This window comes from Chryseobacterium sp. SN22 (genome assembly GCF_008329705.1).
GTDB lineage: Bacteria > Bacteroidota > Bacteroidia > Flavobacteriales > Weeksellaceae > Chryseobacterium.
On the sequence record NZ_VTSX01000027.1, the window covers coordinates 1 to 25,930 of the forward strand.

27 protein-coding genes are annotated in these 25,930 nt (G+C 40.9%); 16 read left to right on the forward strand and 11 right to left on the reverse strand.

What is annotated here, in order from left to right; genetic code table 11:
• Positions 1-357: 357 nt before the first annotated feature.
• Positions 358-1,005 (reverse strand): DUF1349 domain-containing protein, encoded by a 648-nt coding sequence (locus tag FY557_RS16695; protein ID WP_149248382.1) that lies wholly within the window; start codon positions 1,003-1,005, stop codon positions 358-360.
• 92 nt (positions 1,006-1,097) lie between these two features.
• Between FY557_RS16695 and FY557_RS16700 the strand changes: the two genes are divergently transcribed.
• The 4 genes from FY557_RS16700 to dnaX all read left to right on the forward strand — a co-directional run bounded on the left by FY557_RS16700 (position 1,098) and on the right by dnaX (position 5,166).
• Positions 1,098-1,853 (forward strand): response regulator transcription factor, encoded by a 756-nt coding sequence (locus FY557_RS16700; protein ID WP_149248383.1) that lies wholly within the window; start codon positions 1,098-1,100, stop codon positions 1,851-1,853.
• Between the two features lie 235 nt (positions 1,854-2,088).
• Positions 2,089-3,345, forward strand: coding sequence for an aminotransferase class I/II-fold pyridoxal phosphate-dependent enzyme (locus tag FY557_RS16705; protein WP_149248384.1), 1,257 nt, complete (start codon positions 2,089-2,091; stop codon positions 3,343-3,345).
• Positions 3,346-3,353: 8 nt separating this feature from the next.
• On the forward strand, positions 3,354-3,983 hold the full coding sequence (locus FY557_RS16710) for a TetR/AcrR family transcriptional regulator (RefSeq protein WP_149248385.1): 630 nt from the start codon (positions 3,354-3,356) through the stop codon (positions 3,981-3,983).
• Between the two features lie 97 nt (positions 3,984-4,080).
• Positions 4,081-5,166, forward strand: a complete 1,086-nt coding sequence (gene dnaX, locus FY557_RS16715; RefSeq protein WP_149248386.1) for a DNA polymerase III subunit gamma/tau — start codon at positions 4,081-4,083, stop codon at positions 5,164-5,166.
• Here dnaX and FY557_RS16720 read toward each other — a convergent pair.
• Positions 5,147-5,350: a hypothetical protein gene (locus tag FY557_RS16720; protein WP_149248387.1), complete on the reverse strand. Its 204-nt coding sequence runs from the start codon at positions 5,348-5,350 to the stop codon at positions 5,147-5,149. The genes dnaX and FY557_RS16720 overlap by 20 nt on opposite strands.
• On the opposite strand from FY557_RS16720, the gene FY557_RS16725 reads away from it, so the two are divergent.
• From FY557_RS16725 to FY557_RS16745, 5 genes are all read left to right on the forward strand, one after another.
• The gene (locus FY557_RS16725) at positions 5,328-5,789 is read left to right on the forward strand and encodes a hypothetical protein (protein WP_228451813.1); all 462 of its coding nucleotides are present in this window, start codon (positions 5,328-5,330) and stop codon (positions 5,787-5,789) included. The two genes, FY557_RS16720 and FY557_RS16725, sit on opposite strands and share 23 nt — an antisense overlap.
• A 185-nt stretch (positions 5,790-5,974) precedes the next feature.
• The gene (locus tag FY557_RS16730; protein WP_149248388.1) at positions 5,975-6,241 is read left to right on the forward strand and encodes a hypothetical protein; all 267 of its coding nucleotides are present in this window, start codon (positions 5,975-5,977) and stop codon (positions 6,239-6,241) included.
• A 157-nt stretch (positions 6,242-6,398) separates the two neighbouring features.
• Positions 6,399-7,478 (forward strand): chorismate mutase, encoded by a 1,080-nt coding sequence (locus tag FY557_RS16735; protein WP_149248389.1) that lies wholly within the window; start codon positions 6,399-6,401, stop codon positions 7,476-7,478.
• 123 nt (positions 7,479-7,601) lie between these two features.
• Entirely contained in the window at positions 7,602-8,528 is a 927-nt protein-coding gene (gene rsgA, locus FY557_RS16740) for a ribosome small subunit-dependent GTPase A (RefSeq protein WP_149248390.1), read from the forward strand.
• A 563-nt stretch (positions 8,529-9,091) separates the two neighbouring features.
• Positions 9,092-9,508 (forward strand): nucleoside-diphosphate kinase, encoded by a 417-nt coding sequence (locus FY557_RS16745; protein WP_146939275.1) that lies wholly within the window; start codon positions 9,092-9,094, stop codon positions 9,506-9,508.
• Positions 9,509-9,891: 383 nt separating this feature from the next.
• On the opposite strand, the gene rpe is transcribed toward FY557_RS16745, so the two are convergent.
• Both rpe and FY557_RS16755 read right to left on the reverse strand, forming a co-directional pair.
• Positions 9,892-10,542, reverse strand: a complete 651-nt coding sequence (rpe, locus tag FY557_RS16750; RefSeq protein ID WP_149248391.1) for a ribulose-phosphate 3-epimerase — start codon at positions 10,540-10,542, stop codon at positions 9,892-9,894.
• A gap of 95 nt (positions 10,543-10,637) precedes the next feature.
• Complete coding sequence (locus tag FY557_RS16755; RefSeq protein WP_149248392.1) at positions 10,638-11,711, reverse strand: M28 family peptidase; 1,074 nt, start codon at positions 11,709-11,711, stop codon at positions 10,638-10,640.
• 51 nt (positions 11,712-11,762) lie between these two features.
• Between FY557_RS16755 and FY557_RS16760 the strand changes: the two genes are divergently transcribed.
• Positions 11,763-12,467, forward strand: a complete 705-nt coding sequence (locus FY557_RS16760; protein ID WP_149248393.1) for a DUF4294 domain-containing protein — start codon at positions 11,763-11,765, stop codon at positions 12,465-12,467.
• Between the two features lie 37 nt (positions 12,468-12,504).
• Here the strand turns inward: FY557_RS16760 and FY557_RS16765 are convergent, their stop codons facing one another.
• Positions 12,505-12,921 carry an NUDIX domain-containing protein gene (locus tag FY557_RS16765; protein WP_149248394.1) on the reverse strand — a complete coding sequence of 139 codons (417 nt, stop codon included), beginning with the start codon at positions 12,919-12,921 and terminating at the stop codon, positions 12,505-12,507.
• A 408-nt stretch (positions 12,922-13,329) separates the two neighbouring features.
• Positions 13,330-14,004, reverse strand: a complete 675-nt coding sequence (mnmD, locus tag FY557_RS16770; RefSeq protein WP_149248395.1) for a tRNA (5-methylaminomethyl-2-thiouridine)(34)-methyltransferase MnmD — start codon at positions 14,002-14,004, stop codon at positions 13,330-13,332.
• A gap of 84 nt (positions 14,005-14,088) precedes the next feature.
• Between mnmD and FY557_RS16775 the strand changes: the two genes are divergently transcribed.
• From FY557_RS16775 to FY557_RS16795, 5 genes are all read left to right on the forward strand, one after another.
• The gene (locus tag FY557_RS16775; protein ID WP_149248396.1) at positions 14,089-15,159 is read left to right on the forward strand and encodes a branched-chain amino acid aminotransferase; all 1,071 of its coding nucleotides are present in this window, start codon (positions 14,089-14,091) and stop codon (positions 15,157-15,159) included.
• Between the two features lie 136 nt (positions 15,160-15,295).
• Positions 15,296-15,805 (forward strand): hypothetical protein, encoded by a 510-nt coding sequence (locus FY557_RS16780; RefSeq protein ID WP_149248397.1) that lies wholly within the window; start codon positions 15,296-15,298, stop codon positions 15,803-15,805.
• 81 nt (positions 15,806-15,886) lie between these two features.
• Complete coding sequence (locus tag FY557_RS16785; protein WP_228451814.1) at positions 15,887-16,924, forward strand: peptidylprolyl isomerase; 1,038 nt, start codon at positions 15,887-15,889, stop codon at positions 16,922-16,924.
• Positions 16,925-17,074: 150 nt separating this feature from the next.
• Positions 17,075-17,650, forward strand: coding sequence for a hypothetical protein (locus tag FY557_RS16790; RefSeq protein ID WP_149248398.1), 576 nt, complete (start codon positions 17,075-17,077; stop codon positions 17,648-17,650).
• Positions 17,651-17,739: 89 nt separating this feature from the next.
• The gene (locus FY557_RS16795) at positions 17,740-18,903 is read left to right on the forward strand and encodes an aspartyl protease family protein (protein WP_149248399.1); all 1,164 of its coding nucleotides are present in this window, start codon (positions 17,740-17,742) and stop codon (positions 18,901-18,903) included.
• A 134-nt stretch (positions 18,904-19,037) separates the two neighbouring features.
• Here FY557_RS16795 and FY557_RS16800 read toward each other — a convergent pair whose 3' ends face one another.
• On the reverse strand, positions 19,038-19,412 hold the full coding sequence (locus tag FY557_RS16800) for a hypothetical protein (protein WP_149248400.1): 375 nt from the start codon (positions 19,410-19,412) through the stop codon (positions 19,038-19,040).
• Positions 19,413-19,747: 335 nt separating this feature from the next.
• On the opposite strand from FY557_RS16800, the gene FY557_RS16805 reads away from it, so the two are divergent.
• Positions 19,748-20,899 (forward strand): hypothetical protein, encoded by a 1,152-nt coding sequence (locus tag FY557_RS16805; RefSeq protein ID WP_149248401.1) that lies wholly within the window; start codon positions 19,748-19,750, stop codon positions 20,897-20,899.
• A gap of 354 nt (positions 20,900-21,253) precedes the next feature.
• Here the strand turns inward: FY557_RS16805 and FY557_RS16810 are convergent, their stop codons facing one another.
• From FY557_RS16810 to FY557_RS16825, 4 genes are all read right to left on the reverse strand, one after another.
• The gene (locus tag FY557_RS16810) at positions 21,254-22,609 is read right to left on the reverse strand and encodes a M28 family peptidase (protein ID WP_149248436.1); all 1,356 of its coding nucleotides are present in this window, start codon (positions 22,607-22,609) and stop codon (positions 21,254-21,256) included.
• Positions 22,610-22,620: 11 nt separating this feature from the next.
• Positions 22,621-23,085: a hypothetical protein gene (locus FY557_RS16815; RefSeq protein ID WP_185151753.1), complete on the reverse strand. Its 465-nt coding sequence runs from the start codon at positions 23,083-23,085 to the stop codon at positions 22,621-22,623.
• Positions 23,086-23,224: 139 nt separating this feature from the next.
• Positions 23,225-24,631: a M20/M25/M40 family metallo-hydrolase gene (locus FY557_RS16820; protein ID WP_149248402.1), complete on the reverse strand. Its 1,407-nt coding sequence runs from the start codon at positions 24,629-24,631 to the stop codon at positions 23,225-23,227.
• Between the two features lie 53 nt (positions 24,632-24,684).
• Positions 24,685-25,929, reverse strand: a complete 1,245-nt coding sequence (locus FY557_RS16825; protein WP_149248403.1) for a DUF1015 domain-containing protein — start codon at positions 25,927-25,929, stop codon at positions 24,685-24,687.
• Between the last annotated feature and the right edge of the window lies 1 nt (position 25,930).

The following is a 25,930-nucleotide window of genomic DNA, read 5'->3' on the forward strand; positions in this document are numbered from 1 at the left end:
CAAGGACCTTTTCAGAAACCTAAGAAGGCTCTCCTTCGGGGAAATAAAGTGCGTTGACATATAATCTATTTAAGTGGTGGTGTGATTAAAAGTAAATTTTCCAGTTCAAATATCTCACCAAAAAATCTAATTTTTATTAAATGTATTGAAAATTTGTAATAAAACAACAGTATCATGTAATATTTTACCTGAAAATTAAAATATTATGCTGATTTTGATATTTCTAATGTATTATTTAATAAGTCGTATTTGAAAATTGAATAATAACCAAAAGTTTTTTTAAAATTGTAAGCTTAAAAAAACCTCCTGAAAAAGGAGGTTAAAAATTGACTGTATATATTGAAAGTTGCTTTTGATCTATTTATGGTTCTGGAGCCACTGGAGCCGGCGTTCATCCGGCAGGTGTTTTATCTTAAAATTCTCAAAAACCGCATTAAAACCATTGCCGTCCGGGCAGGCGGCCATCAGTCCAACCATAACCGGACTGTTATCCTGAAGGTGGGCATTGCGCATCATGATGTAATTTTTATCGTCGAAAGAATAAAATACTTCTACGGCATCAAGCCTTCTTACTGCCTTGATCCATACTTCAGACGGAATTTTATCCAGGGCAATAACGCTCCAGTCGCTGGTTTTGTGAGTCACTACAGTACTGAGGTTGTATTTACCGTCTACGAACTCGATACCGGCCTTGATGTAATTTTCTTTATCAATTCTCAACATAAGGCCCATCTGGTCGAATCTCGCTTTATAGTTTCCCTTAATTTTAACCTTGGCTTCAAATTCGCCGCCGTACGTGGTATACAGAAAAGGCGCATCGTCCACCGTAAAGCCGTAATGTGAAATTCTCCAGTAATCGCTCTGCGGAGTAACAAACATCGACAAGCTGTTGTCTTTAATTTCCCATTTTTCAGGCTCATTAAACCAGGTCATCTTTTCCAGGGTCTGGGAAAGGCTTTTATTGATCATAAACAAGGTGCAAAAACTTAAAAATATTTTCTTCATTCTCTTCAACAATCTTTATCGTATAATTATTATTACTTTAGCAAAGGTAAAACGAATAAAAGTCTTCATCAATACTTATAAATAACCATTTTATGGAAATCGTTGAAACACTGAATAAAGAACTCCTGGTCAGGAACAGTGAAAAAAACAGAGCCTGTAGCCTGGATCCCGAACTGTATAAAAATATGGCATTATCTTATTGCAGAGTAGAAAATGCGATCGCCGTGCTGAGTGATATGCAGGCAGATAAAAGTTATGTTTACTTTTCCGGAACAGCGGCAGAACTGGGGATTGATTCGGCTGAAAATCCCAAAGAGATCGATTCAATCTGGGAAGAAGATGTTCTTAAAAGGATCAATCCGGATGATAAGCTTAAAAAATATATTCATGAGCTGCGGTTTTTCAAAATGCTTGAAACCATTGATTTTAAAGAAAGGGCTAACTTCAGTGTATTGTCAAAACTAAGAATGAAGGACAGAAATGGCGGTTATTGTTTTGTCAGGCACCGGATGTTCTATTTTTATTCTCCCGATAACCTGAAGTTAAGATTTGCGCTCTGTCTTTATAATATGGCGGTAGACCAGTCCAAGAATCTTTCTTCAGAGTTTTTAATTATCAATACGGCAAAAGGGGAAGTGGTAGCTGAGGACCGGTTTACTTATAAAAATGTGCTCTCTGCCAGGGAAATGGAAATCCTGAAATACATTGGTGAGGGTCTTACCAGCAAGGAAATCGCACATATGCTTTCGATCAGCATCAATACCGTGAGCCGCCACCGTCAGAACATTCTTGAAAAGCTTAAAGTAAAAAATTCCGTAAAAGCTTTCAGTGATAGCTTTGGGAAGTGAATTATTGTCTCATTTTTATTAATTAATCGTTTAATTATTAATGTTTTATATAGGTCCTGCCAGATTGGGTTTTTACTGTTAATTTTCCATTTGAATTATGAATGTGCATGGTATTTATGATTTTTTAATAAAAACATTCTACGTATATTAAATTTTATTAGAAAAATCGGTTAATTATCTTTAAAAATAGTTTTATATTTGTTATTACTAACAGCTAACAAAATATATAATAAGGATGAAAATCGACTTTACTACAGCAACCTTTAAGGATTTTGAGAATATCCAGGGATTCGACATGATGCAACGGGCAGAAATCTATTATGATTTCCTGGACTATATGAAGACAAACGGGCACCGCTACCGGCTGCAGAACAATACCGGCTGCAGCTCAATTATGAATATCGGAGAAAACAATGTGACAAAAGAGATCATCAGTTTTGTAACGAGCGACTATCTGGGCCTTACACAGCATCCCAAAGTAAAAGCAGCAGCCATAAAGGGTGTTGAAGAATTTGGTACCGGTTCTGCAGCCACTCCTCTTATTGGCGGGTACTATTCCTACCACAACGAACTTGAAACCAAAATAGCAGGCTTTTTCGGACGCAGTCAGGATGAAGCGGTAACCTTTACAACCGGATACACTGCCAACAGTGCTACGTTACAGATCCTGCTGCAGAAAGAAGATATTGCCATTATTGATATGGCCGTCCATGCCAGCGTATACGAAGGGTGTATTCTTACCAACAGAAAGACGTTTCCGCACAATAACCTGGAAGCTCTGGAACATATTCTGAAAACCTCAGAACAGCAATTCCGTACAAAACTGGTCGTAATAGATGGTGTCTATTCGCAGGATGGAGACACGGCACCTATTGAAGAAATTTATAAATTAGTAAAAAAATATAATGCATACCTGATGATTGATGATGTACATGGAGTAGGGATCCTGGGGGAAACAGGAAGAGGGACTATTGAAGAGGCTGGATTGCTTGATAAAGTTGATATCATTACCGGAACTTTCAGTAAGACTTTTGGAAATATCGGGGGATATGTAATTGCGGATAAAAAACTAACGAATTTCATCCGGTTCCAGTCCAGGCAGCAGATCTTCTCTGCAACCACACCTCCGGGAACAGCCGCAGGCACTGTAAAAGCAATTGAGCTTATTGATGAAGAGCCTCAGCTCAGAACAAAATTGTGGGAAAACATCAATTATTTTAAAAAAGGCTTGGATGCTATGGGAATGGAAACCGGAACCACCCGTTCTGCGGTAATTCCCGTAAAAATCGGAGAACCGCGTATAACAATGGATGTGGGTAAGATGCTTCTGGACAGAGGGGTATATACCAACCCTATTATGTATCCTGCTGTAGCCCGGAAGGATGCGAGAATCAGGATGAGTATGACAGCTACTCATGAACGAGAACATCTTGATAAAACGCTTAATGCATTTGAAGATATCAATAAAAAGTTGCATATTGCAAAAAAATAAATAATAACATGCCTAGAAAAGTGGTACAGGGCCCTATTAGGGATAAAGAAAAAACTAAACAGAAACTGCTGGCTGCAGTTGGGAAAATTTTAAGAACAAAAGGATATTCAGGACTAAAAGTAAGTAAAATCGCTGCAGTAGCGGGATTTGACAAGAAACTGATTTACGAGTATTTTGGAAGTACCGAGAAACTGATTGACGAGTATATCCGTTCTCAGGATTACTGGAGCCGGATGAACCAGGATAATATCCAGGTTGATATTTCCGATGGCGGAAAAGAATTATCCAAGGTAGCCATCCTTAATCAGTTCGAACATATCAAGAAAAATAAAGAACTTCAGAAAATTATTCTTTGGGGGCTTTCCGAAAATAAACCGATTCTGAAAAAAGTGGCTGACGACAGGGAAGAAATGGGAGAAGTACTCTTTAAAAATGTTGTAGATCCTCATTTCGGCGATCAGTCGATGAGATACCGTGCCATTGCTGCCTTACTGGTTTCCGGAGCTTATTACCTCAATCTTTATACGGCTTATAATGCACAGATGTTCTGCGGAATCGATCTGAAATCTGAAGACGGAAGGAGGGAAATCGAAAAAGCCATTGCCGAGATCATCGATTTCGCCTATGAATCGAAATAATGATGAGAGAAAATTTCCCATTGACCGAATTAAGTTTTTGTATTAATTTGAAAGCATTTCGTTTTTGAATTAGAACTATATTTCTTATTTTTGGCCAATGGAAAATTTTATCGTATCTGCACGGAAATATCGCCCACAGGAGTTTGACACCGTGGTCGGGCAATCTCATATCACGGATACTTTAGAACATGCTATCGGAGAAAACCAGCTGGCTCAGGCTTTGCTGTTCTGTGGCCCCAGAGGAGTGGGAAAAACAACCTGTGCCCGGATTCTCGCCAGAAAGATCAACGAAAAGGACGGTTCGGTTTCTGAAGACGGCTTTGCCTACAACATTTATGAACTGGATGCCGCATCCAACAATTCCGTAGACGATATCAGGGAACTGATTGATCAGGTACGTTACGCGCCACAGACCGGTAAATACAAGGTCTATATTATCGATGAGGTCCATATGCTGTCTTCTGCAGCATTCAATGCTTTCCTTAAGACCCTTGAGGAGCCGCCGGCGCATGCTATTTTTATTCTGGCAACAACTGAAAAGCATAAAATTATTCCAACTATTTTATCAAGATGCCAGATCTACGATTTCAAAAGGATCGTGATTGAAGATATTCAGGGTCATCTTAGAACGATTGCTCAGAAAGAGACCATCCGGTATGAAGATGATGCTTTATATTTAATTGCCCAGAAAGCAGACGGTGCATTGAGGGATGCCCTTTCTATTTTTGACAGACTTTCTACCTTTTCGCAGAAGAATATTACCTTAGCGAAAGCAGCTGAAGTCCTGAATATTCTGGATTACGATCAGTACTTAAAAATTGTAGATTTAGCTAAAGAAAATAAAATTCCCGAAGTTCTTTTTGCATTCAATGAAATCGTAAAGAAAGGGTTTGACCCGCATATTTTTATTGCAGGGTTAGGAAATCATTTCAGGGATCTGATGATGGCACAGAATGCTTCCACGATCGAACTTATTGAAGTCGGGGAACAGACCAAAGCCAAGTTTGTGGAGCAGGCACAGAAATGGAGCCCGCAGCAGCTGATCGATGCCATTGAGATCTGCAACCACGCTGATATCAATTATAAAAATTCAAAGAACCCGAGGCTTACCGTAGAAATTGCTTTGATGCAAATGGCTTCTTTAACGGCTGATTCAGGCGTTGCTAAAAAAAAAAGTTCTTAATACTGCCTCCGTTTCCTAAGGAAAAGGATGAAATTAAAGCTGCTGAAAGCCGGGAAACCAAAGAAACCAAAACAGAAGCTCCACCGCCAAAGCCGGCGGATGTTACCCAGCCACGGGAAGCAGAGATCAGGAAAACCACTACCAAGCCTCTTACCAGGCAGGTGATCTCTTCCGGCTTCAGCATCAGTGCTTTTTTAAATAAAGAAGACGTTGTTGCCGAAGAAGAAGAGGTGGCTGAAAAAACCGAAAGCCTTCCCCAGAACCATTTTACTGAAACCGACCTTCAGGCGGAATGGAACCTGTTGCTGAAACAGCTTCAAAAGAAAGACACCTTTGTTTTTAATGCCATTAAAACATTTAAGCTCCTGAAATCCGGGGAAAACCAGATTACGGTTTTATTCCCCTCAGATTCTGCAAAATCGGAATTCGATAAAGTGAGCCGTGAATTTTTCAATCATTTTAAAACAAAAGTCCATAATTTTTCTATAGGGGTGGTGTATAAAAGAGATATCGAAAACCTGAAGATCGAGGTAATGACGAAAAGGAAAATCTTTGAAAAATTTGCTGAAAAGAACCCGCTGCTGAAAGATCTTGATGACCTGATGCGGTTTGATCTTACTTAACAGCCTGTCAGAAATGAGTCAGATTCAAAACTCTGAAATCCAAATAAATAAACCTAACGGTTTTTTAAACCAGTTAGGTTTACCACTCATGCTATTTCAGATGCAGAGGTTCGTTTCAAAATTATCTTTATTTATTTCTTCCGTATTTTTAATGCTGATCCTCAAACTGATTTTTCGCAGATTGCATGAAAAAATATTGGTTCAGAAATCAGTATTTAAATAAATTTTATATATTTGTCGGGTATTTGAGCGGAAAAATCATTTTTCAGACAGATACATTTTATAAACAAAAGCCCGGAACAGACGATCCACAATGGAAAAATTATCCAATCCATACCAGTCTTTTTTCACATCCGCTGATCAATCTTTCGGCGGTGGTTTTAGCTTTTTGTTTACCTATTTTAGAAATTTCAGAAACTATTATCGATTTTATTATTGGTATTGCTAACTGAATTTCTTTCCAAAAAATAATGGGATATTGATTTCTTCAATTCCTTTTCCCTTTAATAAATAATTTTTTAACGGCAGTTTTTTGAAAAGAATTATAAAATAATTTTATAATGCTTTCTGCTATGTACTCAATATAAAACAAAAAAATAAGTAAGAATAATGGATTTAAAAGAATTAAAAAGCAGCTGGACGGATGAGTTTTCACAACCCATCATGATCGCAGGACCATGCAGTGCGGAAAGTGAAGCCCAGATGCTGGAAACCGCAAAAAGAATACGTGAAACCAACGCCAATGTTCCGATTTTCCGTGCGGGAATCTGGAAGCCGCGTACAAAACCCAACGGTTTTGAGGGGGTAGGCGTAATTGGTCTCAACTGGCTGAAAAAAGTAAAGGAAGAGTACGGTTTCAGAACGGCAACCGAAGTGGCCAATGCCCACCACGTTTTTGCCGCACTGGAAGCGGACGTGGATATTCTTTGGATCGGCGCCCGTTCTACCGTAAACCCTTTTACCGTACAGGAAATTGCTATGGCCTTAAGAGGAACCGATAAGCCTGTCCTGGTGAAAAACCCCGTAAATCCGGATCTTGCTTTATGGATCGGTGCGCTTGAACGCTTATTAGGTCAGGATATTAAAAATTTAGGGGTAATCCACAGAGGTTTTTCCACCTATCAGAAAACAAAATACCGGAATAATCCGAACTGGCAGATTGCCCTGGATTTCAAGAGCCAGTTTCCGAACATCCCGATGCTGATCGATCCTTCGCACATCTGCGGAAACAGGACGGGGCTTGCCGATATTACCCAGGAGGCCATGAATGTCGGTTACCAGGGGGCGATCATTGAAACCCACTGCAATCCGGATGAAGCATGGAGTGATGCTTCCCAGCAGATTACCCCTGAAGTCCTGGCCGGACTGATCGGGAACTTAAAGATGAGAAATTCCGGTTTTGAAGGTTTTGAAGGAGATATGGGCCGTCACAGAACCCTGATTTCGGATATCGACTTCCAGCTGATCGAACTGCTTTCCCAAAGAATGAAAATTTCGGAAAAAATCGGGAAGCTGAAAAAAGAAAATGATATTGCGATCTTTCAGCCGGACCGTTGGAAGGTCATTACGGAATATGCCAATCAAAAGGCTATAGAAACGGGGATGTCGCAGGAATTTATCGAGAAAGTGTTCAAGGCGATCCATGAAGAATCCATTGAGGTACAGAACAATATTATGATCAACAGATAATTAAGTTTGGGGTTGGGGAATATAATAGTGTGAGAGTTGGAAAGAAACTGATATTCTCCAACTCTCAGACACTCTTATTCCTAAACCTGAACCTAATTCCTTATATTTGCACCATCTTATTATATGAAAGGAAAAATCATTAAATCTACAGGGAGCTGGTATCAGGTTTTGGAAATGGAGACCGGAAAAATTTTCGAGGCAAGGATCCGCGGGAAATTTAAACTTATCAAAACCCGGCTCACCAATCCGCTTGCTGTAGGCGATTTTGTAGAGTTTCAGCTGGAACAGGATGATATTGCCTGGATCACGAAAATTGAACCGCGCACAAATTACCTGATCCGAAAATCAGTCAACCTTTCCAAAGAAGCACACATCATTGCTTCGAATATTGATCTGGCGTGCTTTATTTTTACTTTAAAACACCCCGAGACTTCACTTGGTTTTCTTGACCGGTTTCTTGCCTGCTGTGAAGCCTACAACATTTCTCCTCTGATTCTTTTCAATAAAATGGATGTTCTGGATGAGGAAGAAATTGAGATTGTAAAAGATATGGAGTTCCTTTACAATGAAATCGGTTACGGTTCTCTGGAAATTTCATCCTATTCAGGATTGCATCTCGATCAGTTAAAAGAACTTCTCCGGAACCGAACGTCCGTATTTTTCGGGCATTCCGGATGTGGAAAATCTACTTTGGTGAATGCGTTGCAGCCCGGTCTGAATCTGAAGACTTCTGAAATTTCCGATACCCACCTGAAGGGAAAACATACCACCACTTTTGCCCAGATGCATTTCTGGGATTTCGGCGGCAATGTGATCGACACGCCCGGCGTGCGTGAATTTGCCATGATTGATATCGAAAAGGAAGAGGTACAGCATTATTTCCCGGAAATTTTCAAAAAGAGAGAAGACTGCAAATACCACAACTGCCTCCACATCAATGAGCCGAAGTGTGCCGTTATTGAAGGCTTGGAAACGGGAGAAATACAGCATTCCCGGTATGCCACTTACATTAAACTGATGGAGGAGGCGGAAGAAGCTTCCCAGAAATAATTCAATCTGCCGGTTTACTTTAAGAGCAGACATTTTTTAAAAGAACGAGCCTGCAAACTAGAAACCGCCTCTGCGGTTCTTGATTTGTATAACTGAGTTTTTTTGAATAAAGATTCTCTCGGATTCAATCAAGTGCTTTTTGCAACTGCATTTTCGTGCAAATTTTCTTCTGTATATTACATCTGTCGGTTTATCAGCAGAATCATAAGCTTTCAATTATCAGTTGGGCGGTTCCTGTCCAATCTCACAGTTTTGATGCTGATATTCAAAAATCCATGCTGATATTATAATTTTGTTAAACGTTAGTTTAATTATTTAAAAATGTCTGGGTTAAGAGATGAATTTGGGGATTTTGACAATAAAAAACCCAGCCGAAGCTGGGTAAAAACTAATAACCATGAAAACTCAAATTAAACATGAGAATCGTAATAGTAGAAACAAATCCTGTGCCAAAGTTTTACCTATAATTTCTTAATAAATGTTATTTTTATGTTAAAAATATTTTAAAATTAAAAAGACAGGAATTTTTTGTATTTTTGCGCCATTAAAAAAATTATTTATTTATGTCTAACATTACATTCACTATGATTAAGCCTGACGCAGTTGCAGACGGACACATCGGTGCTATATTAGGTAAAATCGCAGAAGGAGGTTTCAAGATCAAAGCGATGAAATTAACACAGCTTACAGTAGCTGATGCAAAAAAATTCTATGAAGTACATGCTGAAAGACCATTCTACGGGGAACTGGTAGATTTCATGAGTTCAGGACCTATCGTTGCTGCTGTTCTTGAGAAAGACAATGCGGTTGAAGATTTCAGAACATTAATCGGTTCTACTAACCCTGCGGAAGCTGCAGAAGGAACCATCAGAAAAATGTTTGCGAGAAGCATCGGAGAAAATGCTGTTCACGGCTCGGATTCTGATGAAAACGCGCTTATTGAAGCTCAGTTCCATTTTTCAGGAAGAGAGATTTTTTAAGAAGATTTACTTTATCATAAAAAAATCCGGAGAAAATTCTCCGGATTTTCTGTTTTGTACAGGCAATGCCGATCAGATATTTTGATTTATTTTTAAATTATAATTCTGATCTCTAATCATTTATCCCTATTTGTTGACTAATAGGGATAAGTTAAAGATTTACTTAAATGTGGTATTACGTATAAATACGTAAATTCATTTTCCGTATTTATACGGATATGTTTGTGTTTATTTATTCTCATCTTTACACCAGCATTAGAACAAAAGGAAAATTTAAGCATTAAAGTTTTCTGAAACTAATAACCATTATAGGCTCAGATTTTCACAAAGAAGAAGGCAGTTCTCCCTTGAACTGCCTTTTATGTATTTTATTCCGAAATAAATTAAATTTTCATCAGTTCGATGGTTCGCTCCGGACTTTCTGCAGAAAATACCGCATTTCCGGCTACCAGCACATCGGCTCCGGCTTCAAAGAGTCTTGCGGCATTATCGATATTTACTCCGCCATCCACTTCAATTAAAGCCGTAGACTTATTGCTTAGAATTAAATCCTTGGTCTCTGCAATTTTTTTGTAGGTGTTTTCGATAAATTTCTGACCGCCGAATCCGGGATTTACGCTCATTAAAAGAACAAGGTCAACATCGGCAATGATGTCTTCCAGCATTAAAACCGGTGTAGAAGGATTTAAAACAACTCCTGCTTTCGCTCCCAGATCCTGAATATGATGAATGGTCCTGTGAAGATGCGTGCAGGCTTCGTAATGTACGGAAACCAGGTCGGCTCCCTGATTGATAAATTCCTCGACATACTTTTCTGGTTCTACAATCATCAGATGCACATCCACAAATTTACCGGCGTGCTGCTGAACGGTTTTCATCATTGGAAAGCCGAACGAAATATTCGGGACAAACCTTCCATCCATCACATCTACATGGATCCAGTCCGCCTGGGAATGATTCAGCATTTCAATATCCCGCTGGAGATTACCGAAGTCTGCGGCTAAAAGGGAAGGGGCAATAAGCTTTGTTTTCATTTTTACTTTTATCGTTTTACTTTAAATTAAATCTTGCAATAGACGGATAACAGATATTTCACATCAATTATCAATCATCATTCATCAATAAAATTTTAGTGGTATTTCAGCTTCATTTCCGGTTTGATCTCCAGAATGGTTTCGTAAATCAGCTGAATCACGTTTCCGACATCTTCTTTGGCCACCATTTCAACAGTGGTATGCATGTATCTCAACGGTAAAGAAATCAATGCGCTTGGTACGCCGCCGTTCGAATGGGCAAAGGCATCCGTATCGGTTCCTGTTGCCCGGCTGGCTGCGGCCCTTTGGAAAGGGATATTCTTTGATTTGGCCGTCTGAATAATCAGTTCGCGGATGGTATGGTGAACACTCGGTGCAAAGAATACTACCGGTCCGGCTCCGCATTTCTGGTCGCCTTCTTTTTTCTTTTCGATCATCGGGGTGGTGGTGTCATGGGTAACATCGGTTACGATCGCGATGTTAGGCTTTATGGTATCGGCAATCATATCCGCACCGTATAATCCCACTTCTTCCTGAACGGAATTGGTGATATATAAACCAAAAGGGATTGTTTTTTTATTTTCTTTAAGAAGCCTCGCTACTTCCGCGATCATAAATCCGCCGATCCGGTTGTCCAGTGCGCGGCAGACAAAATACCGGTCATTCATTTCAAAAAATTCATCCGGATAGGTAATCATGCAGCCTACATAAATTCCCATATCTTCAACTTCCTGTTTTGAAGTAGCGCCACAGTCAATGAAAATATTTTCGATTTTCGGGGTCGGTTCGTTCTGATTGCTTCTGGTATGAATGGCCGGCCACCCGAAAACACCTTTTACAATTCCTTTCTCGCCATGAATGTGAACGACTTTCGACGGAGCGATTGTCTGATCAGAACCACCGTTCCGGATTACATAAATAAGACCGTCATCTGTAATATAATTTACATACCATGAAATTTCATCGGCGTGGGCTTCGATAACTACTTTAAATTCTGCTTCAGGATTGATGATTCCGTAGCAGGTACCATAATGATCCACTTCTACTTTATCAACGTAAGGACGGATGTAATCCATCCAGATTTTCTGGCCTTCATGCTCATATCCGGTTGGGGATGAAGTGTTTAAGTATTTCTCTAAAAATTTCAAAGATTTCTTTTCAAATTTCATAAAAAGGAATGATTTTTGCGTTCAATTTTTGTTCTAACAAGTGTAAAAATAATGAAATTTAGTAAGATTATTTGCCTTTTCCTTTTCTTTTTTGGGGTAAGCATTTTCGGTCAGAAAGATTCTGTCATTGCAAAGCCGTTAAGCCAATACCCTCAGGAATTGCTGAAAACAGACGAATTCGGAAATAAATATTTTTATGATGAGCGGCAGAAGGCAAAGATTTACGAAATCAACGGGGAGACGGTAGTGGTGATGGATGAACTGGTTTTACTGAATAAACCGAGATTCAATAACCAGCTGGACAGGAATTATTATTATTTCCTTAATAAAAAGCTGTACCGGGTTTATCCGCTTTTCGTAATGGCTTTACAGCAATACCGCGACATTCAGGGTGAAATGACCAATCTTGATGATAAATCCAAAAGAAAATACATCCGTGACCGGCAGAATATTTTGGCCGATCAGTATGAAAAGCAGCTCCGGGATCTTACTACAACCGAAGGCCAGGTATTTGCCAAATTGATGAACCGGGCTACCGGCAAAAACGTTTATGAAATTATTAAAGAACTGAGAGGAGGCTGGAGTGCTTTCTGGTGGAATGTAAAAGGTAAAATGGCCGACATCGATCTTAAAGATCCATATGATCCGCACCGGAACCGTACCGACGAATATCTGGAATCCCTGCTTCAGTCCAACTGGAACTCCGGTTACCTGCAGCCTTATCCGGGCGCCAGTACTTTCAGGGTACCGAGATAACAAAGAATACGAAACGTAAAAATTCCTGTAAGGTTGCTTACGGGAATTTTTCTTTTAATTTATCAAATACGATCTGATCTACCGGTAACGGAAACGGGTTATCCGGTCTGTCGATGTCTACCCATTCGGTTTTTTCGATACACGGATCAAGAATCAGGAAATCCTGCTCATTGATGATATTGACGATGTAATAAATGGTCAGCAGCTGTTCGTTTTCCCTGAAGCGCGATACCAGAAAGCCTTCCTGTGTATAAAAATGCTCTGCGATCTCTATTTTTACATTCAGCTCTTCATCGAATTCACGGTGCAGGCATTCGATAACGCCTTCGCCGAATTCCAGGCCGCCACCCGGGAATTTCATTAAGGGTTCTCCTGCATATTCTTCAAATAGGGCCAGCACTTTCCTGTTTTTTACCGCACAGGCATATACCCTGATGTTGATCTTATCTATCATATTTAATAATTTGTAGGGCTAATGTAGGAATTTCTGGCGAAATGAAAGGGGTGGTGGATGTTTGAAATGAAAGTCCTGCCATAATTTTGGTCACAATTAAAAGGTTTATCCTATATAATGTGAACTCGAAGTAGACATCAGGTTGGGAGGCTGGAAGAAGAATGATGGATACCGGAAGTTTTCAATCGCAGCCAATACTGAAAATCCATTAAGATCTGAGAAGGTTTTAGAGAATTAAGATGAGTTCTGCTTTAAGCATAATGCTAAAATAAAAATCTTGATTTTTTTGCCAGGCTTAAACTCTTCATATACCTTAATGGTTTAGATATGCCTTAATGGTTTAAATTGCAGTTCTATCAATAAAATTAAACGTTATTGAGTTCATGTTATATATAAAAGGTCGTTGCCCTACAGTTTAACGGCATTGATCATTTCCCTTTTTCCCGGCGGACCCTGCTTCTTTTCCACCTGGAAATTAAGTTCCTGAAGAACTCTTCTTACACTTCCTTTGGAAGAATAGGTTGTTAACAAACCGTTAACCGACATTTTGTCAGAAACCATTTCAAACAGGGGTTTTTCCCAGAGATCCGGCTGTACCCGTGCGCCGAAACAGTCGTAATAGACAAGGTTAATTTTGGGTAACTCGATGTTTTTCAGATCGAAAAAATCGCATTCGATCTTTTTCAGGTGAAAACCTTTAATGATTTCTGTTGGTTTCCCCCAGTCAGCATGATGAATTTTGTGATAAATATTCCTGAACTCAGGGTTATCAAAAAGCTCAAAATAGGCCAAATCGTCAATTTCAGATTCGTTTACGGGATATTTTTCAAGGGTAAAATAGTTAATGATATGATTTTTGTCAGTTTTTAAATATTCATTAATTGTTACCAAAACATTCAAACCTGTTCCAAAACCGAGTTCTAAAATATTAATTTGATAATCATTTATCAAATTAAGTCCGTTTTTGATAAACACGTGTTCGGCTTCCTGTAAAGCACCGTGGTGTGAATGGTAGTTTTCGTTTAATTCATTGATAAACAATGTTTTACTTCCGTCGTTGGTGGTCTTGATTTCTCTTTTCAAGCTATTTTTTTACAAATTTACTCTAAAATTTTTATATTTAGAAAATTATATTAAATTTGTAGAACCTCATAAAAAATTTTAGAAATGATAATTCAAAAAACTGAAAACTCCCGAATTTCTACATTCGATCCCAACAACTTTTCATTCGGAAACACTTTTATCGATCATATGATCATCTGTGAGTACGAGGATGGAAAGTGGGGTGATGTAAAATTGGTTCCCTATGGTCCTTTACAATTTACGCCTGCGATGATGGGGGTAAACTACGGACAGGCTTGTTTTGAAGGTATGAAAGCCTACAAAGACAAAGACGGACAGGTTTTCCTTTTCAGGCCTGAAAAGAATTTTGAACGTATCAATAAATCGGCGAAACGTCTTGCGATGCCTGAAGTAACGGAAGAGATGTTTCTGGGCGGGCTGAAAGCACTGGTAGATGCAGACCGCAACTGGATTCCTTCCGGAGAAGGGATGTCTTTATATATCCGTCCGCTGATTTTCGCAACGGAAGAAGCATTGAAAGCGAGAGTGGCCAATAAATATATGTTCGCCATTGTGGCAACGCCTGCAAAAATGTATTATACGGAACCGGTTTCCGTAAAAATCTCAGACCATTATTCCAGAGCGGCAAGTGGTGGAGTAGGTTCTGCCAAAGCAGCAGGGAACTATGCAGCTTCATTCTATCCAACGCAGCTGGCGATCGAAGAAGGATATGAGCAGATTATCTGGACAGATGATGCCACCCACGAATATTTTGAAGAGAGCGGAACAATGAACGTTTTTGTAAGAATCAACGATACGATTTACACACCGCCGACATCGGAAAAAATTCTTGACGGGGTTACCAGAGACAGCTTTATCCAGCTGGCCGAAAGAAGAGGCATTGAAGTAAAAGTAGAGTCTATTAAAGTAAAAGATGTTATCGAAGCGCAGAATAACGGAACCCTGAAAGAAGTATGGGGTGTTGGAACCGCAGTGGTAACTACCGTGTTCCAGGCTTTGGGCTACAACGGCGAGAAGCTTGAACTGCCGAGATTATCAGATGAAGAAAGCTTCGCGGTAATCCTTAAAAACGATCTGGTTGACCTTCAGACCAACCTTACGGAAGATCCTTTCGGATGGAGAGTAAAAGTGGATCAGGTAATGGAAACCGTTTAATCGGAATATTAAAAGATAAGCAGAGGCCGGGAATTTTTTCCGGCTTTTGTTTTTGCCGTAGCTGCAGTGAAAATCACTAAACTTTGCCGGCAAGTTTTGTTAATGATTCCCGAAATGTGTATTTTCGCAAAAGTTTATGAAAAAAATACTCTTCATATCAATAATAGGTATCGTCAGCTGCAGCAAAAATGCACAGACCCATCCTCCGGTGGGCGGTGTTCTCAGCAAGAATGATCTGGAGGTTTCCCGGAACAGGATGAAAAACCTTAACAGCTTGGAAAGAACACAGATCCAGGACTGGATCAGCGGCCAGCCGGTAAAGTTTTACCCGACCCAGCTTAATTACTGGACCAACGCCCATGGCTTCGACCAGAGGCAGAGGAGACAGGACAATAGCCTGATTTCGTATTCCTATGATCTTTACGACTTCGATCAGACCAAAATTTATGATCAGCCGATAGGAAGAAGGGATGCCCGATTCGGGCACTTTGATGAACTGAAAGCGGTGGAAGATGCCCTGCGTTTCATCCATGACGGAGAAGAGGTCACCCTGCTGGTTCCTTCGGCACTGGCTTACGGAACCTATGGCGACGAAAAGAAAATTGATAATGATATTCCTTTAATCATAAAATTAAAAGCATTATAGCCCATGAAATTGTTTAACAAAAATATAATTCTGGCAGCAGCAAGTGTTTCGCTGATGAGTTGTACACCAATTTATAAAAAAATGAACGTAGACAAAGAAACTTACGAAGGTCTTAATGACGGACTTTACGCAAACCTTCAGACCACAAAAGGCAATATGATTGTTAAGTTTGAAGACAAGAAAGCCCCTGTAACGGTAGCTAATTTTATCGGACTTGCAGAGGGAAAAATCGATAACAAAGCAAAAGCAAAAGGAGTTCCTTATTATGACGGGACCATTTTCCACCGCGTGATCAAGGATTTCATGATCCAGGGGGGAGATCCTCAGGGAACGGGAATGGGAGATCCGGGATATAAATTCGAGGATGAAAAGAACGACCTGAAGCATACCGGGAAAGGGATTCTTTCTATGGCGAACTCAGGACCGAATACCAATGGTTCCCAGTTCTTCATTACGGAAGTCGCTACTCCCTGGCTGGACGGAAGACACACGATCTTCGGAAAAGTAGTAAAAGGAGAAGACGTGATCGATACGATTGCTAATGTGGAAAAAGGGCCTCAGGATAAGCCTAAAACCGATATTGTTTTAGAAAAGGTTTCTATTTTCAGCAAAGGGGACGAGTACAAAAACTACGATCCTGCAAAAACTTTTAACGAAGGAAAAGCGAAGATCGCTGAAAATAATAAAGCGGCAGCTGCAAAAGAAGAAGCGGAGAAAAAGAGAAAGGAAGAAGAATTCAAAGCGAACCAGGAGAAAATGGTAGAAGATCTGAAAGCGGGGATGCAGAAAACGGAATCCGGGCTGTACTATAAAATCACAAAAACAACGGAAGGAAAAGCTCCGAAAGCAGGTGACAATGTTTCTGTACACTATGCAGGAAAGTTGGTTGACGGAACCGAGTTCGATTCTTCATTCAAGAGAAACGAGCCGATCGAAATCCCAATCGGAATGGGAAGAGTAATCAAAGGATGGGATGAAGGAATCCTTTTATTGAAAGAAGGTGAAACAGCTACTTTACTGATCCCGCCGGCAATGGGCTACGGGGAAAGAGGAGCAGGAGGCGTAATCCCGCCGAACGCATGGCTTGTTTTCGATGTTGAGCTGGTAAAAGTAAAATAATCGAATCCGAATACAATACTGAAAGCTGTCCGAAAGGACGGCTTTTTTTGTTGGGTCTATGAAATCTTGTAACGACAGGCAATTGTTGTTCGACTTATAGGACAGACAATCTTCAATATTTATCATCTAAAACTTTAAAACAAAACAACAATGAAAACCCGGACCTTTTTGTTTCTTTTCATGCTTCTGTCTATGGTAACCTTTGCCCAGACCAAAGCCAATTCTGATGATGCAGCCATAAAGAAATCTTTGAGCGGTTTTATCAACAGCATCAAGGAAAAAAAGATTGAGCAGTGCGTGAATTATATCTACCCTAAATTTTTCACGGTAGTCCCGAAAGAGCAGATGACCCAGATCCTTGCCATGACCTATAACAATCCTTTTATGAAAATCGATATGAGCAATCTCAGGTTCGGGGCTATTGAAAAGCCGGAAAAAACCGGCAGTGAATATTTTGCCATTGCGCCTTACTTTTTTACACTGAAGTGCAATGTAAGTTCGATGAATGAGGATATGAGAAAGAAGATCGGTGCAGCCTTTACTCAAAAATACGGTAAAAACAATGTAAAATACCTGGCTGCTGAAGGTGCTTATCTTGTCAATGCGCGTATGAGAGCCTGCGCTGTTTCCCAGGACCGCAAAATCTGGAAGTTTGTGATTCTTGAAAAAGAATATAAGCCTCAGCTGGTAAAAGTATTGCCGAAAAGGATTTTGGATAAGATTTAAAGGTTAATATTTAATTATATAATCCTTCTGAAAGTTTGGCAATTTCCCCATCCCCGCAAAAAACCTTACTTTCGTATGAAAATTAGTCAATGAAGAAGATCCTGTACTCATTTTTCTTGTTTTCAACGCTTACGGTTTATGCGCAAAGCAAAAAGTTTTTTGCAAAAGGAGAGGTGGAGCTTCAGCATCCTGTGGAGAAAGTGAATCTGAGATTTGAAAACAATCTTCCTTTTGTACAGGTGAACATCAACGGGAAATTCTATAACTTTCTTTTCGATTCCGGGGCACCGACGGTCATTTCCAGTGCCATTTACAACGAACTGAAACTGAAGAAAAAATACAGGCGGTCTATAGGGGATTCCAACAAAAGGAGGCAGCAGCAGATCTTTACCGAACTTCCGGAAATGACGGTTGATCAGCTGGTGTTCAGGAACGTCGGAGCTGTCGTACTGGACCTTAATTCCGCAGAGCTGGGCTGCCTGAAAGTAGACGGGATCATCGGGGCCAATCAGATGGCCAAGCTGTTCTGGAGAATTAATTATACTGAAAATTCGCTGGAGGCTGCGCGCGAGCTTTCTTATTTTGATGTGAAAGATTATCCGGCAGTCCTGCCTTTTGAAGCGAAGTCCCAGAAAACACCTGTGATCAAAACGCCTCTTTTCGGCAAAGATGTGGAACTTACTTTCGATACGGGATTTTCAGGCCGGTTTGAAATTACCGAAACGAATTTCGATCCGCAAAAAGCCTCCCGTAAGATTGAAACTTTCGGGACGCGTTCAACAGGGGCTTTCGGTGCTGCCAAGCCGGTTGCCGGGGCTATTTTCAGGATGGATTCGCTGGCATTGGGAAATACCGTTTTCCATGATGAAATTATTTCCACCGGCACCACAGACCTGCTGGGAAACGAATTCCTGAGGGATTTTTCTTTTATTCTCGACTGGAAAAACAATAAAATTTATCTGAAACGGATCCGAAACAGCCCCGCAAGGCTTGAATCTTTCGGATTCAGCTACCGTTTTGTCGATCAGAAGCCGGTGGTGGCCTTCGTTTTTCAACAGGATCATTTTCCCTTGAAGATCGGGGATTCCATTATCAGTATCAATAATGTCGTGCTCGATCATCTGGATGGAGAGGCGGTTTGCTATTATTTCATGAACCGGGTTGAAAGAGACCAGAAAAACATCACCATTAAAATCAAAAGAGATGGCAGAATACTGGACTTTAATCTGGACCGGAAGGAATATCTAAATTAATCGGCTAAGAAAAATCATGCCTGGCAAAGCATCTTTTATTTCTTAAACCTAAAACCTGCTTATCCTGATTTATAAAAGAACAGACGGCCCGCCTGTGTTTTTATTAATAACCTGTCAGATCGATTTTGCAGCAGCTATTTCAGAAGTGAGCTGCAATTCATTCCGACGGTTTGCATTTTTTCATTAATGCCCATATCTTCAGCCTTTTTAATGAGTTCTTTCGGAGGGTTCTGTCCGGGTTTTACATCATTCAGTTTAGAAAATAAGGCAAGTTCTTCCGGTGTTAATTTTTCGCCTAAGTCTTTTATAAAGCAATCTGCAAATTTTTCGGTCTTTGCTTTAGGGATGCCGTTAACAACCATTCCTTGTATCATTTTGTTCCGGAGCGATTTCATCATGGAAGCTGTGGAATTCGTAGTCTGTGATTTTGCCGGAGCTTTAGACTGCGCCGTTAATGTCTGGCTGCTGCATACGGACATCATGCAGAATGCAAAAAATAGTTTTTTCATAGTTATTTATTTGAAAGGCCAAAAGTAAGATTATTTTTTGATAAGGCAATAGGCCGGAGGAGGGATGAGGAAACTGAAGTTTTTTGTTAATATATCATTTGAAATTTTGAATTGCTTCTTAGAATCAAGGGGTTATCTTTTCCGTCTTCAACAATCAATTTTAAGGTATAAAATATTTTACATTAATATTAACAATATGACTTTAAATTGTTTAATGTGTACGTTTTCAAGGATTAAAATAAATTTTCATTAAATGATAATTAAATATACTTAAAAATATTTAAATTCAATTATATTTGCACCCGTAAAATCAGGAACTCTTATAAACAGTAATTATGAAAAACAGATTCATCCTAGCAATCTCCCTTTCCCTGGTGTTTTTTGCGGGAAGTGCAAATGCCCAGCAGGGACGTGTAGGGATCAACACCACCTCTCCGAGAACAACCCTTGACGTTGCCGCTAAACTCGGTACTACCGATGCAGACGGCCTTCAGGCTCCGCGCCTTACCAGAGCAGAACTTACCGCCAAAGGAAACAGCGTTTACGGAACAGACCATGCCGGAACGATTATCTACATCAGCGATATAGCAGGCGGTGACGTAACTTCACAGAGAGTCAATATCAACGCAACCGGGTATTACTTCTTCGACGGGACTTTTTGGCAAAAGGTAGGCGCAGGTAGCGATTTGTACAAGGATAACGGGACCCTGACTTCCAACCGTACAGTTTCGCAGGGAACCAACACCATGGCCTTTACTTCTTCTGCAACTACGGGAACCAGCCATTTTACGGTAGACAACAGCACGTTGAATGTTGATGCCGCTAATCATAGGGTAGGTATCGGAACCAATAGTCCTGCTACTAAACTGGATGTAAATAACGGGACTACTCCGGGAGCAGTGAAAATTACGGACGGAACGCAGGGAGAAGGGAAAGTTTTAACCAGTGATGCGAACGGCGTAGGAACATGGAGAACCATGGCGTTTTCCAGCAATGTAGAAGGAACCTGGCTGATTAATAATTCTCAGGCCGCTACAAACAATTCCATTCCTGTGAATCGTTACAGTTCGGTAGCCAAGCTTTCGCTTCCGATGGCGGGGACTTATCTGGTATTCCTGAATGCGGATTTCGGATTTGACAATGCGGTATCGATTCCGGCACAGGTCGAATATCTGATTACCCGTGGCGGAATCAATAATGAAATAAACCTTGCCAATGCTATCGGGGCAGTGCCCGGCACCTGGAACAGTATCTATAATTCCGTAACCTCGGGAATGGGCGGATTTACTATCAACAATACCTTTTTTATTGTGACGACGGGTCCGCAGGATATTTATTTAACCATCAAGCCAATTCCGGGACAGCCGGCAAACAACGGAGTCATTGCGACCAGGCTTATGCGATGGGGCGGTACGGCAGAAAACCCGTCATATCAGGGAATTCCGGGCGGACTGGCCATTGACCGTTTCGTAGCGTATAAATTCTAGATTTACTGAGTGAATTTTGCTTTGCAAGTGAATCGTCAATGCTGAATTTAACCGCGATCATGTTGGAAGACAAAGTCGCAAGAGGTTTTTAAATGCTTTGTGCGGCAAGGTGCAAGGATTTTATCTTTGATAAATTGTGTACCGCTTATTGATTTCGGGAAATCGCCACTCTTAGGCAAATTCCCTTAGTAGCAATTCTGTTCCGCTTTGACGGTTGATTATTAAATAATTAATCATAAAAAAGTTTATTGAACCCGTTTCAATAAACTTTTTTTAATCCAGGTAACTGAAGTAAGGCTTTAAATCTTTACCTTCATACATCCATCATCCGGTAACCCATCCAAACCTTTCACTTTACCAGTTCTTGTCAATCATATAAATGATTTGGGTTAAAATACCGGCACCCATCAGCAGCTCTCTCCGGTTTACCTTTTCAAAGGTATCCTCTTCCGTGTGGTGGATGTCGAAATACCGCTGTGAATCCGGAACAAGTTCCGCCGTCGGGATGCCCATGTCATGAAGCGGATACAAATCGGTACCGGAAAACGTGCCGGTAAAATCATAGACTCCGTAAGGCAGGAACAATCCCGCCCAGTTCTGGATCTGCTTTCTTTTGGCATCGTCCATATTTAGGGAAATTCCTCTCGGGCTGAATCCTCCGGCATCGGTCTCAATCGCAAACAGGTGCTTTTCATTGTTTTCCTTTGCCATTTTGCCATACTGGATACCGCCTTTTACCCCATTCTCCTCATTGGCGTAACAGACCACCCGGATGGTATGGTTGTTGGGGATACCGAGTTTTTTAAACGTTCGTAAAACTTCAATGCTCTGAACGATTCCGGCTCCGTCGTCATGCGCTCCTTCGCCCACATCCCAGGAATCCAGATGACCGCCCACAACAATGACCTGGCTGTCTTTTTTACCCGTAATTTCGCCGATGACAGAATGGGATAGCTTTTCATCTCTCATGCCACAATTTGAGTTGAGTTTTGCCGTTACCTTTCCGGTTCGTAAAAGTTCAGCCAGTTCGTCGGCAGTGGTGCTTCCAATGGCAACCGCAGGAATTTTTTTATCATCGTTGTAACGCATTGCTCCGGTATGCGGAACATCATCAAATGCAGAAGAAAGGGAGCGGATAATGGCAAATTTCCCGCCCTTTTTGGCTGCCAAAGAAGCTGCCGTTGTCCTGTATTTTGAGGCATCGCTATAGCCTTTGAAAGTTTCTACAAAAGATTGGCTGAATGGGTAGTTGAAAAAAACGATTTTATTTTTTACCTGCTCCGGTGTAAGTTGGTCATATTCCTGCATCGACCGTACCATGATGATCTCGCCGGAGACATCTTTTCCGCCGGTTCCTTCGGAGTTTCCTAAAGAAAGCATCCTCACGTTTCTCCATTTTCCGTTGGCGGTTTTGATCTGTAAAGATTCTTTTCCCCTTACCCAGACAGGAATCATAACATCCTGCAGCCATACTTTATCAGCTCCGGCATCGCGGAGTTTCTTCGCGGCCCATTGCACGGATTTCTCATAAGCTTCCGAACCACTGAGGCGGTGACCGATGTTCTTGGTAAGATCCCGCAGTTCGGTGTAGGCTTTTCCATTATTCAGTATTTCCGAGAAAATTCCGGCAAACTGTACAGAGTCTTTTTTTGTTTGGCTGTAAGCCGTTATACCGGCTAAAAGAAGGGCTGTGCCTATTATCTTCTTCATCATTCTTTTGTTTAATATTTAATTTCGACATCCAGCTGTCTGTTCTCTGTTTGTGCCTTTTTATCCATCGAAGCACCAACCGCGATCCCGATACTCATTCCAATGGGAAGTCCGATTCCAAGGAACCCCATATTCCCAAATGAAATTCCGAAGATGACGCCCAGCGGAATCCCGAATGCAGCCATGCCTGCAGCCAGCCATAGGTTCCGGTAGTGGTTTTTCGGGACCAGTTTTTCATTCTTTTCAAGAAGTTTGAGAATGAATGTCTGCTTTACTTTTAATAAATTCTGTAAAGATTTATCCTTTAGAGAAGTAGAGTTGATGGCTTCAACTTCTTGATTAATGATTCCTGCGGTCTCAGCGGATATTTTTTTGTCCCCAAGACTGTCCAGCAAAGCCTGCCATTGTTGATAAAGCCTGTTGGTTTTATGTTCCGTTAAAAGTTCAGTTTTCAGATGTAATTTGAGGATCTCCATTAAGTTCTTTTATTAAAGCATCTGTTTTTATTTTCAGATGCAAGTTTTATTTTCAGGTACGTAGTTTAAGTGAGCAAAGAAAAAATCAACAGGTTGATTTGATGAAAGAGGTTTCTGTCAGTACGTTCTATCACTATCCTTACCAGTTTTTATCGATCATAAAAACCAATTGGGCCATGGCTACCGCACCCAAAAGAAGTTCCCTCTTATTCACTTTATCAAAAGTATCCTGCTCGGAATGGTGGTAATCGAAATATCGCTGGGTATCTACCACAAGCTCGGCCAACGGAATATCCAGCTTTTTCAATGGCGAAATATCCTGGATGGCATCGGTCTGGTCGAAATCGTATACGCCATACGGAAGAAAGTAATTTTTCCACTCAAAGATCAGCTTTCTTCTCTGGGGCGGCATATCCAGGGAAAATCCCCTTGGCGAGTATCCTCCGGCATCGGTTCCCAGAGCGAAGACATGCTTTTCATCTTTCTTCTTTACGTACGCAGCATACATTTCCCGGCCCTGTCCGCCGTTTTCGCTGTTGGCATAAAATACCACCCGTATGGTATGGTTGTTTTCTATGCCGAGTGCTCTAAAGGTCCTCAAGACTTCCATGCATTGCGCGACTCCCGTACCGTCGTCGATGGCACCTTCTCCGAAATCCCATGAGTCCAGCTGGGCTCCCAGGACAATTACCTTCGAATCTTTCTTACCCTGGATCTCAGCAATGATATTCGGATTGGTGGTATCGCCTTTGGGTTGGGCCGTCATATTCAGTTTGGCAGTAACTTTCTGGCTTTTCAACAGTTTCTCGAGTTCATCCGCCGACTTTACGCCGATGGATAATGCCGGGATCCTTATTTTATCGTCCGGTTCGTAATATACCATTTTGGCATGCGGCGTGTCATCCGAAGCTGTAGTTAAAGACCGTATAATCAAAGCTTTGGCTCCTGTCTTTGCAATTACCGACGCCGAAATCAGTTTCGATTTGGCCGTAAGAAGGTAAGAATCGCTGGTGTTGATGATTTTCGGATCCATCGGAAGATTGACGAAAGCAATTTTGCCTTTCAGCTGTCCTACCGACATGGCATTCAGTTCAGAGGTTGAATTGATGAGTACAATTTCTCCGGTCAGGTCTTTCCCGTCAGTTCCTTCGGAGTTCCCGAAAGAAAGCATTCTGATATTTTTCCAGTCGCCGTTTCCGGTTCTGATCTGCAGGGACTCTCTTCCCCTGATCCATACCGGGGCTTTGGCTTCCATTTTCCAGATCATATCGATACCCATTTCCTTCAGTTTTTTTTCCGCCCATTCCACAGCTTTCATATATCCGGGCGTCCCGCTGAAACGGGGACCGATTCCTTTGGTAAGCTGTCCCAGGTTTTCATACGCCGTGCCGTTGGTCATGATCTCGTCGGAGATCTTTTTAAACTCCTCATGGTAGTTTAACTTTACAGCCGTCGATGCCTTCTTTACCGGTCGTTTAAAGGGTTTCTTCTGAGAAAATAAAAATCCACCCAAAAAGAGTGGAATGATAATGAATGCTTTTTTCATTTTATTGACCTTTCTTTTTCCATTGCTAAAAGTAAGGAAAAATTGGTAATAGTTTATTGTTTCATGTCGTACATCAGGAGGGCGGTAACCAACTTAGGTTCAATGAAAGTACATTTCGGCGGCATGCTTAATTTCAGGTCTGAAATTTTGATCATATCATTGAAACTCACAGGGTAAATTCCAAATCCGGCTTTTCCTTCACCGTTGTCTACTTTCTCTTTCAGCTGATTGATTCCTTCAATATTCGAAGTTCCTTTAACGTATGAAATTTTTTCGGAACTGTCCGGATCGTCGATTTTTAAAATATCCTTGAAAATATACTTATCAAGGAGATGGTGATCCAGGTTGTCCAGCGACATTTCCTGGGAACGCAGGTCATGCTTTACGTGAAGGGAATAAAATTTACCATCCATATACATTGAAATATGGAACTTTTGTGAAGGATAATATGCCGTTTCTCCTTTTTCATGAATCAGGAAATATTTTTCCAGTTTCTGTAAAAACTCTTCGTTCGATAATCCGTTGATGTCCGAAACAATCCGGTTATAATCATGGATTTTGATGGATTGATTGGAAACAATGAAACTGTAGACGAAATTATACAGCTCCGTTCCGTTATGCCTCTTGTTTTTGTTTTTCTGATGTTTTGCATTTAAGGCCGTAGAGCCGATCCTGTGGTGGCCGTCAGCAATGTAGAACGCATCAATCTGGTCGATTACCTCTTTGAACTGCTGCAGCTTCAGACGGTTGTCGATCCTCCAGATCTTATGCCGGATGCCTTTCGTATCGATATGGTTGAAGATCGGAACGTTTTTTTCCTCATGATTCATCAGCAGTTCGATCTTGGAATTGGCAGGATAGGTCAGCAGTACCGGTTCTGCCTGAAGGTTTACTTTTTCCAGATAGTGCGCCAGCTTTTCTTTCTTTTGCGGAATGGTACTTTCATGCCTTTTGATTTTACCATTCCAGAAATCCTCAATGCTTGCCAGACCCAAAAGCCCCCTGAAAACCTGTTTGTTGGGATAAATCTGCTCATAAAGATAATACGAAGAATTGTCCTGAACGAGTTTTTTCTCTTCCATCAGTTCTTCAAACGTAGACCGGATCTTTCTTAAATTCCGGTCGATGTCTTTTGATTTGCTTACAACATAAGGCTTGATCATATGGATGTAAGTATCTTCTACCTGAGCTTTTTCCGCTATCTCTTCCTGGGTGAAATTATCCAGAGGATGGGTAGGGAAGGTGCTCTCATAGTCTTTATGAGGTCTTATTCCACGAAAAGGTTTAAAAATAGGCATA